The organism is Pelagimonas varians (assembly GCF_003208435.1).
GTDB classification, from domain to species: domain Bacteria; phylum Pseudomonadota; class Alphaproteobacteria; order Rhodobacterales; family Rhodobacteraceae; genus Pelagimonas; species Pelagimonas varians.
On the sequence record NZ_QKMF01000032.1, the window covers coordinates 1 to 14,927 of the forward strand.

The window sequence follows — 14,927 nt, forward strand, 5'->3', positions numbered from 1 at the left end:
AAGCCCCTAGGAATGCTGATATGCAGACATTTGTTCATCGAATGAACCAAAACTGCCCACATATCTCTTCAGATAGTCACAATGTCAAATAACGTCGGATCCTAAGACCCAAGGCAACACAAAACATCCGCGCAAGTTACCCAGCGCGCAACGCCTTGTTCTACCTTAATATTTCGTCCCAGCCCTTGGTTCGAAGCGTTGTGCTTGTCGCCGTGATGCAGTGTGCATCGTTCTGAGAAGTCGTTCTATAAGGATGTCTTTTGGGGGCCGCAAGCGCTTTTTTCGTGTTTTTTGCTCGTTGGTGTGTTTTTTTTCAAAACCCCGTCTTTTCGCCCTTTTAGTGTGCACGGCTTCTCTGATCAGTAAGCCCGGCAGCGCAGCCTGCACCGGTTTGGATTGACTAGAGATGCGCACTGCACCTCAAACCCTTGCTGCGGGAACACAAACGGCCCCCTGAACGCGTTCAGGGGGCCGTTTGGATCCGTCTTTGAACGAACCGGTAATCAGATCTCGGTCTGATTTATTCGATAATGATGCTCTCATCAAATTTGAAATCATCTGCTGTCAGCGTTGTTCCGGCCTGGTCCGCCAGCCAGATGAGCTGGTCAAGACCATCGAAGGACACTGCAAGATCATCGCCGTATATCGTTTGAGTGACGTCTGCCATCTCTCTCACGCCAAGCGCTTTGACGATCAGTAGATCTTCGCCACTTGTGAAGTCGGTGATAACGTCGATGGCAGACTCATCAGTCTTGAAGACAAAGGAATCGTTGCCGTCGCCGCCAACCAAAAAGTCACTGCCTTCACCGCCAATGAGCACGTCATTGCCAATGCCGCCTTTCAATAGGTCAGAGTCCGCCCCACCGTGCATCCGATCATCGCCTTCGCCGCCACTGAGACGGTCAACTCCGGTCCCACCGAAGAGCCTGTCAAGACCATTGCCGCCGAACAGGCTATCGTCGCCAGACATGCCGAACAAGAAGTCGTCGTTGTCTCCGCCATTCAGGACATCGTTGCCGTCTTCGCCAAACAGGGTATCGTTACCTGCGTCACCACGAAGGATGTCGTCATCAGTACCGCCGCGAACATCATCATTGCCATCACCGCCGTGAACTGTATCGTTATTGGCACCACCAACGACCAAATCATTATCGTCGCCACCAAAGACCCGATCATCGCCTTCACCACCACGCAGTTCATCGTCACCCTCTAGTCCGATTAGGGTATCGTTACCTTCAAGGCCACGGAATTTATTTTCGGTTCCATCGCCGATCAGCAGGTCAGGACCAACGGTGCCATTGATGCTGAGAAAGTCAAAATCAGATGCTGTGACGGAGGTCACACCATCTAAATATATAGTTGTTCCGCCTTCAACGAGTGTCGTGCCGGCTGCTGTGCTTGTCACCGAGTCAAACTCGCTGAAATAGGTCAAACCCAGATCTTGTACATTGAGGACGTCTTCGCCGCTTGCGAAATCAGTGATTGTTTCCAGAGTAGCTAGAGAAGAGATGAAAAAGACATCATCTCCAAGGCCACCAGTGTAGATGTTGGTACCGCCGTTGCCACGGAGCGTATCATTCCCAGCAAGTCCGACAAGGGTGTCGTCTTCACCGTTGCCCTTAATCAGGTCGTTAAAAGGTGTTGCTAGTCCAGATAGATCAGCCATGATCGGTCGTCCTCATAAAGTGTTAAACTAAAGTTAACATTATATTGGAAATAGGCTAAAATTAAAGTGGTATTTATCCAAAATAAGAGCAGAGTCTATATTGAGCAAGACTTTGTACAGACCTAAAACCCGATATACGGGAGTGGTCAATCTCATCTTCAACTAGTGCAATAGGTTGATCCTAATTTCGTAACGTCCGGGGGATAAAGTGTCTTTCTCATAGGCTTGTGGCGGTTTGATGGGGGCAAGGGTGAGAAATAGAAATCTATTCTGACCTGTGTGATTTTAGTGCTGGTGCGTGCCATCAAACTGGTCCTGAAAACGCGCCCTTGCAGGCTGTTTATCAACGGGAGGTTCCCAGCTTCTAGGATGATCAGGATTTGGCTGCTTTCTTATAAGAGGTTTTCTAACTCTTAAGGAGTTTGGGCATCGTTTTCGATGCTTTGGTCACTGATTTGGAGCTTTGAATGATGAAAAATTCAAAAGTTATCCACAGGAAGCGCACGCCTTTTTGTGTGTTAAGTATGTGTTAAGTATGTGTTACGGTTTTTTTTCACCTTGTAACCACATGATACTGAACGGAAATTTCATGCGGGGTGTGTGTGAAATATCGAAACTTTGTGTGTGAAATATCGAAACTTTGTGTGTGAAATATCGAAAGGCCTCGGGTTTTGTGTGTGAAATATCGAAGGCATTTGTGTGTGAAATATCGAAAGCACCTTGCCTGTGTGTGAAATATCGAAGTAAGGTGCGGTGTGTGTGAAATATCGAAAGATATGCCGCACAAAACAGACCTAATTTTGTCGCGAAAACCCTCAGGTAAACTCTGGAAAAGGAGGCCGTCATAAATGGATCCGCACGGCCACCGCCCGCCTCTTTTGCCTGTCCGCCACCCGACCCAGGATTTCTTTGTCTGCGATATCTTTGACGCGGCTCCCAAGGGCGATATGGCCTCGATGGAGCACCCGATTTTCTCATTGTCGACCAAACCGGATCGCCGGCAGCGTCGCTACGAGATGAAAGATCGCTTTGTCGAAATTACCCCGTCGGTTCTGGGGCTGGCGACAATTCATGACCGCGATATCCTGATTTACTGTATCAGCCAGCTGATTGCAGCCGCCAATGCTGGCGACGAGATCAGCTCCAAGGTGCGTTTCAAAGCCTATGACCTGCTGACGGCCACCAACCGCATGACCAATGGGCAGGGCTATGAGGGGCTTAAGTCTGCCCTTGAGCGGCTGCGCGGCACCACCATCAGCACCAACATCTCAACGGGCGGCGAAGAGCAGCTGGATGTCTTTGGCCTGATCGACCGCGCCAAGATTGTCCGCCAGACCCGCGATGGCCGCATGCAAGAGGTTGAGGTCGAACTGTCGGAATGGGTGTTCAACGCCATCCGCTCGAACGAAGTGCTGACCTTGCACCGTGATTACTTTCGCCTGCGCAAACCGCTGGAGCGGCGGATCTATGAGATCGCGCGCAAACATTGCGGCATGAAGGCTGAATGGCGCATCGGCCTTGCCTTGCTGCAAAAGAAATGCGGCTCCAATTCATCGCTGCGCGAATTCAAACGATTGGTGCAGGGCATTGTTGCTGCAGATCTGGAACATGACCACCTGCCTGACTATCAGCTGCGCCTTGAGGATGATCAGGTGGTGTTTAGCAATAAAGGTACGATGCTGCTGTCCAAAGACGTCGTGGATGTCGTGCCTACGCAGCGCCTACTGTCCCAGACCTTTGATGAGGCCAAGCTCGCGGCTCCAGGCTGGGATGTTTACTACCTTGAGCAAGAGTGGCGCTCTTGGATGTCTGACGGCGGGCTTGATGGCCCGCGCGATGCGGATAAAGCCTTTTTGGGGTTTTGCCACCGCTGGTATGAAAGGCGCGGGGCACCATAGGGCCAAACCTGTGCTGCCAAGACTGTGAAGAGGATGAGTTGTGAAAGTCGAGGATACCTTCCTGCCGGGTGTGAAATTTTTGACGCCGCAGCGGTTTGGGGATGCCCGAGGGTTTTTCAGCGAAAGCTGGAACCGCGCCCGTATGGCTGCGAGCGGGCTGGATCATGACTTTGTGCAAGACAATCATTCGGTCTCTGCCGCGACGGGCACCCTGCGCGGGCTGCACTACCAGTCCCCGCCGCATACGCAGGCCAAACTTGTGCGCTGCGGACGCGGCGCGTTGTTTGATGTTGTCGTCGATGTCCGGCTTGGGAGCCCGACTTATTTGAAATGGGTTGGCGTTGATCTGACGGCGGATAACGGCAAACAGCTTTTGATCCCTGCGGGGTGTCTGCATGGCTTTGTCACCCGTGTCGCGGACACCGAGATTGTCTATAAATGCACGGATTACTATGCGCCGGACTGTGATGGGGCCGTGCGCTGGGATGATCCGGATCTGGGCATTGATTGGGGGCTGAGCACCGCCCCGATCCTATCGGACAAGGATGCTCAGGCCCCGCGTCTGAGCGAGATCGACAACCCGTTCACCTATGAGGCCGCGCTATGAAGATCCTTGTGACGGGCGGTGCGGGGTTTATCGGGTCAGCCGTGGTGCGCCGCGCCATTGCCGATGGCCATGAGATCGTCAACCTCGATGTCCTGACCTATGCGGCCTGTCTGGGTAATGTTGCCAGCGTCGCGGGTGCACCCGGTTATGCCTTTGAGCAGGTCGATATTTGCGACCGCGCGGCCGTGGACCGGGTCTTTGCACAGCACCAGCCCGATGCGGTGATGCATCTGGCGGCAGAATCCCATGTCGATCGTTCCATCGACGGGCCGGGCACCTTCATCGAGACCAATATCACCGGCACCTACCAGCTTCTTGAAGCGGCGCGGGCGTATTGGATGACACAGGGCAGGCCTGCGGGCTTTCGCTTTCACCACATTTCCACCGATGAGGTGTTCGGATCGCTGGGTGCCAGCGGGCAGTTCACCGAAGATACGCCCTATGATCCGCGCAGCCCCTACTCTGCCTCCAAGGCCGCCAGCGACCATCTGGTGCGCGCCTGGGCCGAAACCTACGGGTTGCCGGTGCTGCTGACCAATTGTTCCAACAATTACGGCCCCTATCACTTTCCTGAAAAGCTGATCCCCGTGGTGATCCTGAACGCTTTGGCCGGCAAGCCGATCCCGATCTATGGCGACGGATCGAACGTGCGCGACTGGCTTTATGTCGAAGATCACGCCGAAGCGCTGCTGCTGGTTTTGCAACAGGGTCAGCTGGGCCGCAGCTATAATATCGGTGGCGAGAACGAGCGTTCGAATCTTGAGTTGGTGCAGTGCATCTGCGCCATCCTTGATCGCTTGCAGCCCAAGGACGCGGCCTATGCCGATCTGATTACCTTTGTCACAGACCGCCCCGGCCATGACGCACGCTATGCCATTGATCCGGCGCGCATCCGCGATGAGCTGGGCTGGCGGCCCTCGGTGACCGTCGAAGAAGGGCTTGAGAAAACCGTGGCGTGGTATCTTGAGAACCGTGCGTGGTGGCAGGCCCTGCAGGCCCGTGACGGGGTCGGAGAACGGTTGGGATCTGTGAAATCGGGGTAAGGTCAAGCGCTTCGAAGTCCGGCCTGCCGAGGGCAGAGATTTTCTGATTTAGAAGTGGATTGCCTTAGGGGGATTTTCGGCATCCGTGGGTGGAAACATAAGGGCAGACCCTAGCGGTGCTAACGCCTGTTACTGATTGGACGGCAACAATAGAGTGCTTTTTATTGTATATGTTGCCGCTCAACTCTTACTCTAAAGCCAAATGTTACCGTTCTTGGAGAATATCATGGCATATGTCGGATATCGTAGGGTCAGCACTGCAGAGCAGAACCTTGATCGTCAGGACTTGGGCCCGATCGACAAGATGTTCGAAGAGAAGATGTCCGGAAAGAGCGCCAAGGACCGCCCTGCGCTGCAAGCCATGCTAGACTACATCCGGGAGGGGGACATAGTTCAGGTCTATGCGATTGACCGCTTGGCCCGCGACCTGAGAGACCTTCAGGACATCATCCAGACAGTCAATGACAAGGGGGCTTCTATTGCCTTTCTGTCTGAGGGGCTGACCTTTTCCACAGACAAGACGGATGCCCTTGCCAAACTGCAACTACACATGATGGGGGCCTTCGCCGAGTTTGAAAGGAACATCATTCGCAAAAGACAGGCCGAGGGGATCGCCAAGGCGAAGAAGAAGGGTGTCTACAAAGGCAGAAAGCCGTCTATTGACCGGAGCAAGGTGCATGCGCTGAAGGCCGAGGGGCTGTCCACGTACAAAATTGCAGAGACGATGGGGATCAGCCGGATGTCCGTGCACCGGATTTTGAACGGTTGACCTGTTGCCGTTTGGGTGGCGGGGCATGGATTGTCCGCAATCTGTTTGAGGGGTATCTTCCCCTCGGGATGGGAAGGCCCTGCATCCGCTTTGTGTTAAGGAATATATTGTGATCCTTGTTTTTGGGAAGTCTGGCCAGTTGGCACAAGAATTACAGCACCAGGCGGATGTCTTGGCTCTGGGGCGTTCTGAGGCGGATCTGTTAAGGCCTGGCAGGGCACAGGCCGCCATCGCCCGCCATGCCCCATCTGTGGTGATCAATGCCGCCGCCTATACAGGCGTCGATCAAGCTGAAGAGGACGCGGTCGCAGCCCATCAAATCAACGCCGCAGCTCCCGAAGAAATGGCCCGCGCCTGCGCCGGTCTGGGCATCCCCTTTCTTCATGTTTCAACCGATTACGTCTTTGATGGCTCCGGCCAAGCCCCGTGGCGCGAGGATGACCCGGTTGCGCCCTTGGGGGTCTATGGCCGCACAAAACTGGCAGGCGAAGAGGCCGTGCGCGCGGCTGGCGGCAATTACGTGATTTTGCGCACCTCTTGGGTGTTCTCGTCCCATGGCGCGAATTTTGTGAAAACCATGCTGCGCCTGTCAGACACCCGCGATGCTTTGGGCGTGGTCTCTGACCAGATCGGCGGGCCTACTCCGGCGGCAGATATCGCCGCCACACTGCTCAAAATGGCGCAGCAGATGCAAGCAGGCGCTGTGGGCGGCACCTATCACTATGGCGGGCAACCCGCCGTCAGCTGGGCCGGTTTCGCCCGCGCGATCTTTGCGCAGGCGGGGCGCAATGTGATGGTCACGGATATTCCCAGTCGCGATTATCCGACACCGGCGCAGCGCCCGCTCAATTCCCGACTTGATTGTGCCAAACTGACGGCGGATTTCGGGATTAAACCGCCCAAGTGGGAGGCTGGATTGGCCCTCGTCCTGAAGGAGCTCAAGATATGACAGCGCGCAAGGGTATCATTCTGGCTGGCGGGTCCGGCACCCGGCTGTACCCGATCACCATGGGTGTGTCGAAACAGCTGCTGCCGATCTATGACAAGCCAATGATCTTTTATCCGCTGTCTGCCCTGATGCTGACCGGCATCCGCGAGATCTGCATCATCACCACACCGCAAGATCAAGACCAGTTCATTCGCACCCTTGGCGACGGCAGCCAGTGGGGCCTGTCGCTGACCTATCTGGTGCAACCGTCTCCGGACGGGCTGGCGCAGGCCTATCTGTTGGCCGAAGAGTTTCTGGACGGCGCGCCATCGGCTATGGTTCTGGGGGACAACATCTTTTTCGGGCACGGGTTGCCGGATAAACTGCACGCCGCCGATGCGCAGACCACCGGCGGCACGGTTTTTGGCTACCGCGTGGCCGACCCTGAGCGCTATGGCGTTGTGGGCTTTGCCGCCGATGGCACGGTGAACCAGATCATTGAGAAACCCGAGGTGCCACCGTCACCCTATGCGGTCACGGGTCTGTATTTCCTGGATGGCACTGCATCCGAGCGCGCCAGCCGTGTAAAACCGTCGTCGCGCGGCGAGCTTGAGATCACATCCTTGCTGGAAACGTACCTTGATGACGGGCTCTTGAACGTCCAACAAATGGGCCGTGGGTTTGCATGGCTCGATACGGGCACCCACGCGTCTTTGCTTGATGCGGGTAACTTTGTCCGCACCCTGTCCGATCGCCAAAGCCAGCAAGTCGGCTGCCCCGAAGAGATCGCCTTTGAAAACGGTTGGATCACCCGTGACCAGCTACGCGCCCGCGCCGAGCTGTTCAAAAAGACCAACTATGGGAAATACCTGCAAAGGTTGGTCGGATGACCCGCCACATGGCCCCTTTAGGCAAAGAACACCCGAACACGCCCCAAGGCTTTCCCCCTGTGCCATCTGCGTTTAAAGCAAAGGCATAGAGAAGAAGGATTGGTCTCATGGCGCGCATTTTCATCACCGGAACTGCCGGCTTTATCGGCTATCACCTCGCGCATTTGCTGCTGAGCGAAGGTCATACCGTACACGGCTATGACGGCATGACCGATTACTACGATGTCACCTTAAAGCAGCGCCGTCATGCGATGCTGGCACAAACCCCCACCTTTACGGCCACGGAAGCCATGCTTGAGGATCGCGCTGCCATTGACGGGGCCATTGATGGCTTTGAGCCCGAGATCATCGTGCATCTCGCAGGCCAAGCCGGTGTGCGCTACAGCCTTGATAATCCACGCGCTTATGTCGATGCCAATGTGGTGGGAACGTTCAACGTGATGGAGGGCGCGCGCCGCCACAAGGTGCAGCACTTGATGATGGCCTCGACCTCATCTGTCTACGGTGCCAACACCGATATGCCCTTTGCCGAGACCGACAAGGCTGACACGCCGATGACGATCTATGCCGCCACCAAAAAGGCGACCGAGGCTATGGGCCATTCCTATGCCCACCTCTACGACATGCCGACAACGATGTTCCGATTTTTCACGGTTTACGGCCCTTGGGGGCGCCCGGATATGGCACTGTTCAAATTTGTCAAAGCGACGCTCGAAGGCGATCCGATTGATGTCTACAACCATGGCGAAATGTTCCGCGACTTTACCTATGTCACCGATCTGGTCCGCGCCATTCGCCTGCTGATGTTTGATGCGACCCCTGCCCGCCCCGAAAATGGCGTGGTGCCCGAGGGCGACAGCCTGTCCCCCGTCGCGCCGTTCCGGGTGGTCAATATCGGCAACTCCAAATCCGAACGGTTGATGGATTTTGTCGAGGCGATCGAAGACGCCCTTGGCCAGAAAACCACCCGTAACATGATGGATATGCAACCCGGTGATGTTCCTGCCACCTGGGCCAATGCCGCGCTGCTTGAAACCCTCACGGGTTATCGTCCGCAAACCGACATGCGCGACGGAGTAAAACGCTTCGTCGAGTGGTACCGAGATTATTACCGAGTGTAGAAAATGGCGCTGGGGGCTGAAACATTGTTGAATGTGCCCCTTTTTCTGTCGAAGTCGCCTCAAAATTCAACTTTTGCCGGGGGGCGGGGCGACTTGGGGCGAAAGGATTGCCAATGTCGCCGCTAACAATGTAGATGCTAGCAAGTTTTCAAAATTGGGAGTTTTAAGAGCATGATTTATCTCAAGGATGCCAATATTATTTTTCTTAAGGCTAGAAAGGTAGCGGGTACGTCTTTCGAAATTGCGCTTTCAAAGTTTGCTAATCAGGATGATATTATTACGCCGGTTACTCCAAATGACGAGAAGGCCAGATCTGAACTTGGATTTCCAGGGGCCCAAAATTATCTAAAGCCAATAGCGGAATTTGATGCTGCCGATGTCTATAGAACGGTGCGTTACAGGTCTTATCCAAAGAAGTTCAACAACCATTTGAGCGCCTTGGAGGCGCGGAAGAGGTTGGGGCCTGAAGTATTTGATAATGCTTATAAAATCGCGATAGTCAGAAATCCGTATGACACATTGGTGTCATCCTATTTTTTCGCCATGAACAGTTCTGAACATAAAATTTCGTTCACCGACTGGATCAAGGAAAACCCGCATGTTTTGAATCGTAACAGTCATCAATATGAGATTAATGGGAAGAACATAATAGATTATTTTATTCGGTTCGAGAATATTATTGATGATACGGAAGAGCTGGAGGCTAAAAAGGAAAGTCTGAGGGGGCTTTCTGTTTTGGTAAGTTCTATTCGTACAAAAGACGGAATACGGCCCAAAAAGAACACAACGCCTGCAGAAGTGTTCAATAATGATGCAGATCTTATTTCAGCCGTTCGATTTTTCAATAAGGATATTATTGATCGTTTTGACTACAGTCTTGATTGAATCCCAGCCGAAGAACGCCCCCTTCTAAGGGGGCGGCCGATAGGTCTTCATTGTTGAAGCCTGTCCGGCTTACCCGCGACGGATCCTTAGAAAAACTGCTCTATTTTGGACAGGTTTTTCAATGCAAGCGTTCCCATGCCCCCAACGCCATTCTTGTGGATGGCGCGATAGTCCTCACGGCTCTTTTGCACAATTCTGGCCAAGGATCGGTTGCTTTCCCCCCCGACCCGCATTTTGACGAAAACTTCGGGCACATAAGCCAAACGGATCTGCCCCTTTGACAAATACCGGAGCATCGCGTCGTAATCTGCCGCGATTTGGAAGGATGTGTCATACATCCCCCATTGGTCAAAAACAGCGCGGCGCAGGTAAAGAGTTGGATGCGGAGGCATCCAGCCCCGGGCCAGCTTTTGCGGTGTATAATCCCCTGACCGCCACTTGCGCACAATGCGGCTTAGATCATCCTCTGCGACGTAATCAAGATCACCGTAGACACCATCGATATCCGGATCTTCCATAACCTGCGCAACGCGGGACAAAATATGCGGTGCCGCAAAAAGATCGTCGGAATGCATGAGGCCGATGATGTCGCCGGTCGTGTGCAAAATGCCTTTGTTGATACCGTCATAAATGCCTGCATCGGCTTCGCTGTTGAGGACCACGTTTGGTCCGGAAACCGTCTTGATGACGTCAAGGGTGCCATCCGTTGAGGCCCCGTCTTGAATGACATGTTCGACCAAACCGTAATCTTGGGATGCGACGCTGGATAGTGTTTCCGCAATAGTTTTCTTGCGGTTGAATACCGACGTAACCACTGAAATTTTCAGCAAGTGAGTGTCCTTTGCAATGTATTCAAACTCCGAAAAATGGCGTTTTCGTTTCGATTGTAGGGGGTTAGATGAACCTACAAACGCAAGGTCTGAAGGAAGAATATCGCGGGGCTACCCCGGTCAATCGGGAACCTCAATTTTGCTTTTATCCAAGGCCGAAAGGTAGATGTCTTCGGCCCGCTGACGCGCTGAGGCGTTGGCTTTTTCTGCGTAGAGCTCAGCATATTCGGCCTTGAAGTTGTCACGTGAGGCATCGGGAGAGAGATGTTCAGCGCGGTAATCGAATATCTTTTGCACGTTTTCATCGGTGTGTTGGAAAATGTCGAAGTTACAGCCAAACCGTTCATTTGTCTGGGCGATGACCTTGCCAAAATCTTGTGTGGTCTGCTGAAACGTCGACAGAACATAATGCTCGTGCAGGGGAGTGGTCGTTTCATAAAAGCGCGCAAACCTTAGGGTCTGTTCATTCACCCAGGCACGTTTATCAGCAGTACCCAGTCGGGCGGCATCTATTTTACCCAGCTTCCCGGCAAAGGCCATGAAGGCGGGGATTGCCTTGTTTGGCGCCCGAATATTCAATATCGTGGGGATATTCCACTCAGCCGCCAGCACCACCTGTGCGGGGCTGTGCATATGAGTCGCCACGCGTGGATCACGCCAACCGTTGGCCAATGCAAAGGCACTGACGGCAAAGCTGTTGGCGCACCGCGGAAAGCCCTCGATGACAATGTCATGGCCGCGCGACACGATCCGCCGAACAAAAGGGACGTTGCGGTATCTGAAAACCATCACGCTGCGGTAGAAATGTGGTGACCGTTCGACGGCTGCAGAGAGCTTGCGCCGCCACAGCATAGCTTTTTTACTCATCCCTTAGAGTTCCCTTTATGATGCTTGGCGATGTCGCGATAAATGTCTGCATAGCATTCGGCTATTTGGTCTGGTTGATAGCTTTTGGCATTTTCGACCCCTTGCTTGACCAATTCTGCATAGCGTGCGGGGGTATCTATCAGTGCGGCAAAGCCAAGGCGCATGTCTTGAGGATCTTCGGGATCAACCAAGATAGCAGCCCCACCCGCAACATCGCGCATTGGTGCGCGATTGCTTGTTACCACGGGGCGCCCGATGCTTTGCGCTTCGATGATCGGCAGGCCAAAGCCTTCGGAGGTCGAACAGAATGCCAGCACATCGCAATTGCGATAGGCAAGAACAAGCTCTTCGTCGCTCAACCCCACCTGCCACTCAAAGGGAATGCCAGCAGTCTTGAGCGCCGCCTCTTGAACCTCGGTCGGGCGGCCAACAATAAAGAGCTGTACCGACAATCCGGCAAGTGCTTGGGCCAATCGATCGATGTTCTTGTTGTGCTTTGTCCCAATCTGCAAAATACGCAGCGGGGCATTTTCGACCGGCGTGTTGTTGCTGTAGGTAAATTCGGCAGAAACCGGGTTTACAACCACTTCAACCCGCTCCGGATCAAGAGACACATGCTCCAGAATATCCTGACGTGTGTCGTCTGAAATCGCGGTGATACGCGCGACGCGGCTCACGGGGATGCGGAGCCAGAAAAACCAGAGAATAAATCGCTTCAAACCGCGGGCGCGACGGATAAATTCAAGGTCGTGTATTGTCAAAATACTGCGCGCGCGCGGCAAAAAAGCTGTCAGATAGTGCGCATCACCGGTCACATGGAGCACATCGGCATCTAAACTACGGGCGGCCCAAGCCCCCCGCAATCGCGGTATGATCCCGCGTGAGGGATAAGGGCATTGCCAGACCCGAACCTGCACGTCAGATGGTAACTGCGAGCGCACATCCCGAAAGACCCGCTCAATGCTAAAGACCGGTGCATCCGCACGCATCAGATGGACCACATAGATTGGCTGTGAACCATTGTCTTTCATAGGGGCTTGTTTCCTTGAGGCACAGGCTGCGCGTCGGATTTCAACCAATGGTCCAGGTTGCGATCAGTCAACTTTGCCAACAGCGCGATGTCATTGCGGAAAAAGTCCAAAAGCTCAGCCCGAAGAGACGGATCCGGTGCGTTCCCTGCGGTGGGTGCCGCCTCATTTGTGCGGTTGATTATCCGCCCGAGCCCGAACCCGTTCTTGAACCCCAACCGCCGCCTGACGGCCCCCCCCATGTGGCTTAGACGTGCTAGAAAAAGGGACCGCGGTGCGCGGCGTTCGTTGAGAACCGGAAAATCTTTTCGCCCATCGTCAACAGCTCCGGCGTGGGTGAGGATTGCACGGTAAACCGATCCTGGGTCGCGCTTCATATCCTCCAGAAAGATGAAAAGCACCTGATCGCGAGGGGCTACTTGCAAAAGCCGGTCGACCTGAGTTCCGAGCATGGCCATATCGCCATACAGTTGATCTGCAGGGTTGTGATCGGATCTGCGGCGCGCAGGATTGGCCCGCCGGGTGTCTTGCAAGGCCCAAGCCTTTGTAAAGCTGGTTTCTGCCTCGCGCCCGGTCCGTACCAATTGTCCATGTATCGAGGCTGCCAAGTCTATCGGGTGGCGCAAGCACACCACCAAACGGGCGTCGGGTGCGTCTTCTAAAACTGCGGCCACGGCCTCTTGGGATCGCAGGTATGTGGTCGATGCCTCGCCGCAGATTTGATCAGGTTGCGCCGATGAAAACAGCGCACGGTAGGCATCAATGTTACCAGCTTCGATAGAAGATGCCACATCAGGGGCGTAAAAATCCGGTTCCTTTGGCGCACACATGAACAAGTCTGGATGCTCAGATAACCACGCCGCAAGCGAGGTTGTGCCGCACTTGGGTGCGCCGATGAGAAATAGGGAAGGAAATTTAGAGTTGGAAGGCATTTTTTTCATATTTTAAGCAGTTTTAGAGGGATCAGAATGAAGCACATTGGGGCGCGCAGATTGAGGGGCTGCTTCCTTCGCAAGTGTGGTGGCAATTTGGGAGAGAACCCACACCATCCCAAGGAAAGCGAAGTAAAAGGGCATCTGACCAAAGAACCCTGTCAGCACCCAGCCATTCAATTGCCGCATGGCTATGTCCATCGAGAGCATGATTGCGGGAAGATAGATAAAGTCGTGGCGCCGAAGAAAGATCAAAGCCAAATTGCTGGCAAAGCCAAAGAACACACCGATCGCACAGCCGATGAAGATCACACCTGGCCAGCCGTAATTCCAGTAGGAATCTGCGTGAATGGTAGATCCCACAAGCGTCGTGGAATCCCGTCCGGTAATGACGTAGTAGAAATCGCTGCCAAGATAGATAAAACTTGGCTTTTCTGGCCAGATAAATCGAGGGATGAAGACTTGCCATACGCTTCTGATCGTATCTGTAGGCCCCGCTAGATCGTAAGCCCGCATCGCAATCGCCTGATTGGCAGCATAAGATAGGCGCAGCCAACCACTTTGTGTTTCGTCTTCTGCAATAATGTCTTCTATGGAGTCGGTTGTGCCGAAGATAACACCTGTGGCGATCTCGACCCTTTGTGAAAAGGAGGCTCCGAAGATTGAACCTGAGATCTCGTTCATCTCTGCGCGGGCGTAGTGCACGATTGGCTGGGAGCCAATGTAGATCACAGCCAAGAGCAAAAGGTTTAGCACCATCCCTCGTAAGTTTCGATTGCCCATATAGGCCCCAATGATCGGTAGCATCGCTCCGATCATGAGGGCTGATTTTTTGAATTCCAGAAAAAGGGTAAAGTAGTGTGGTAGAAACAAAATCCAAAAGATCGTTTTCGCGAAACCGCCTTGCCGCACTGCAAGGAAAGCCAGTAGCGCAAACCCAATATCAACAAGAAAAGAGAGCTTCAGCAGGAAACCGGGCACGACAAAAGCCGGGGCAATGCCGAAAGTATTTGGAATGACAACACCATAGCGAATGAGCGCGCCTGGCACGAGAAAACACATCGCAGCCTGCAAAACAGATATCTTAGGGCCCGTGGGGACCACCTCTGGTTTTCGGCGGGCAATGGTGCTCAAGAACAGCAAGCACCCCAACAGAATTGAGCTGGATCCTACACTGTTCAAAAGATGAGTATCCAAGAGCTCCGCATCAGTGATGCTCCAAGCTCCGTACCGTATTTTTTCTTGGGTGATTGGGTTGCTAAAGATATAGACGAGAGGCCCAATTCCACGAAACAACGCCACATGTCCCAGAAACAAGAGCGCAGGTGTCCAAATTGCATAAGGTTCTTGTTTTACAATCTGGTACCCGAACCATAGCGATATACCAATTAGACAGATCGGCACCACCGCGTTAATCGTGTCGTAGCTCATCTTGGACCAGGTAAAAGAACACGCATATGCTA

General features: G+C 53.7%; 14 protein-coding genes. 8 read left to right on the forward strand and 6 right to left on the reverse strand.

Going from position 1 to position 14,927, the window contains the following annotated elements; translation table 11 throughout:
• Positions 1-520: 520 nt before the first annotated feature.
• Positions 521-1,666 carry a calcium-binding protein gene (locus C8N36_RS23000; RefSeq protein ID WP_097806993.1) on the reverse strand — a complete coding sequence of 382 codons (1,146 nt, stop codon included), beginning with the start codon at positions 1,664-1,666 and terminating at the stop codon, positions 521-523.
• A gap of 848 nt (positions 1,667-2,514) precedes the next feature.
• On the opposite strand from C8N36_RS23000, the gene C8N36_RS23005 reads away from it, so the two are divergent.
• The 8 genes from C8N36_RS23005 to C8N36_RS23040 all read left to right on the forward strand — a co-directional run bounded on the left by C8N36_RS23005 (position 2,515) and on the right by C8N36_RS23040 (position 9,807).
• On the forward strand, positions 2,515-3,564 hold the full coding sequence (locus tag C8N36_RS23005) for a replication initiator protein A (protein ID WP_097806994.1): 1,050 nt from the start codon (positions 2,515-2,517) through the stop codon (positions 3,562-3,564).
• Between the two features lie 40 nt (positions 3,565-3,604).
• Positions 3,605-4,171 (forward strand): dTDP-4-dehydrorhamnose 3,5-epimerase, encoded by a 567-nt coding sequence (rfbC, locus tag C8N36_RS23010; protein ID WP_097806995.1) that lies wholly within the window; start codon positions 3,605-3,607, stop codon positions 4,169-4,171.
• Positions 4,168-5,214, forward strand: a complete 1,047-nt coding sequence (gene rfbB / locus C8N36_RS23015; protein ID WP_097806996.1) for a dTDP-glucose 4,6-dehydratase — start codon at positions 4,168-4,170, stop codon at positions 5,212-5,214. Before rfbC ends, rfbB begins: the two co-directional genes overlap by 4 nt.
• A 226-nt stretch (positions 5,215-5,440) precedes the next feature.
• A complete protein-coding gene (locus tag C8N36_RS23020) occupies positions 5,441-5,983 on the forward strand; it encodes a recombinase family protein (RefSeq protein ID WP_097807015.1) in 543 nt (180 codons plus the stop codon).
• A 106-nt stretch (positions 5,984-6,089) separates the two neighbouring features.
• Positions 6,090-6,932 (forward strand): dTDP-4-dehydrorhamnose reductase, encoded by an 843-nt coding sequence (rfbD, locus tag C8N36_RS23025; RefSeq protein ID WP_097806997.1) that lies wholly within the window; start codon positions 6,090-6,092, stop codon positions 6,930-6,932.
• Positions 6,929-7,801 carry a glucose-1-phosphate thymidylyltransferase RfbA gene (gene rfbA, locus C8N36_RS23030; protein ID WP_097806998.1) on the forward strand — a complete coding sequence of 291 codons (873 nt, stop codon included), beginning with the start codon at positions 6,929-6,931 and terminating at the stop codon, positions 7,799-7,801. The genes rfbD and rfbA overlap by 4 nt, the downstream gene beginning before the upstream one ends.
• A 107-nt stretch (positions 7,802-7,908) precedes the next feature.
• The gene (locus tag C8N36_RS23035; protein WP_097806999.1) at positions 7,909-8,922 is read left to right on the forward strand and encodes an NAD-dependent epimerase/dehydratase family protein; all 1,014 of its coding nucleotides are present in this window, start codon (positions 7,909-7,911) and stop codon (positions 8,920-8,922) included.
• A gap of 171 nt (positions 8,923-9,093) precedes the next feature.
• The gene (locus C8N36_RS23040; protein WP_097807000.1) at positions 9,094-9,807 is read left to right on the forward strand and encodes a sulfotransferase family 2 domain-containing protein; all 714 of its coding nucleotides are present in this window, start codon (positions 9,094-9,096) and stop codon (positions 9,805-9,807) included.
• An 86-nt stretch (positions 9,808-9,893) separates the two neighbouring features.
• On the opposite strand, the gene C8N36_RS23045 is transcribed toward C8N36_RS23040, so the two are convergent.
• The 5 genes from C8N36_RS23045 to C8N36_RS23065 all read right to left on the reverse strand — a co-directional run bounded on the left by C8N36_RS23045 (position 9,894) and on the right by C8N36_RS23065 (position 14,895).
• On the reverse strand, positions 9,894-10,637 hold the full coding sequence (locus tag C8N36_RS23045; protein WP_245911046.1) for a glycosyltransferase family 2 protein: 744 nt from the start codon (positions 10,635-10,637) through the stop codon (positions 9,894-9,896).
• A gap of 120 nt (positions 10,638-10,757) precedes the next feature.
• Entirely contained in the window at positions 10,758-11,489 is a 732-nt protein-coding gene (locus tag C8N36_RS23050; RefSeq protein ID WP_141468266.1) for a hypothetical protein, read from the reverse strand.
• Positions 11,490-11,500: 11 nt separating this feature from the next.
• Positions 11,501-12,535 (reverse strand): glycosyltransferase family 4 protein, encoded by a 1,035-nt coding sequence (locus C8N36_RS23055; RefSeq protein WP_097807002.1) that lies wholly within the window; start codon positions 12,533-12,535, stop codon positions 11,501-11,503.
• A complete protein-coding gene (locus C8N36_RS23060) occupies positions 12,532-13,473 on the reverse strand; it encodes a sulfotransferase family protein (RefSeq protein WP_097807003.1) in 942 nt (313 codons plus the stop codon). Before C8N36_RS23060 ends, C8N36_RS23055 begins: the two co-directional genes overlap by 4 nt.
• Positions 13,474-13,476: 3 nt before the next feature.
• Positions 13,477-14,895: a hypothetical protein gene (locus C8N36_RS23065; RefSeq protein WP_141468268.1), complete on the reverse strand. Its 1,419-nt coding sequence runs from the start codon at positions 14,893-14,895 to the stop codon at positions 13,477-13,479.
• Between the last annotated feature and the right edge of the window lie 32 nt (positions 14,896-14,927).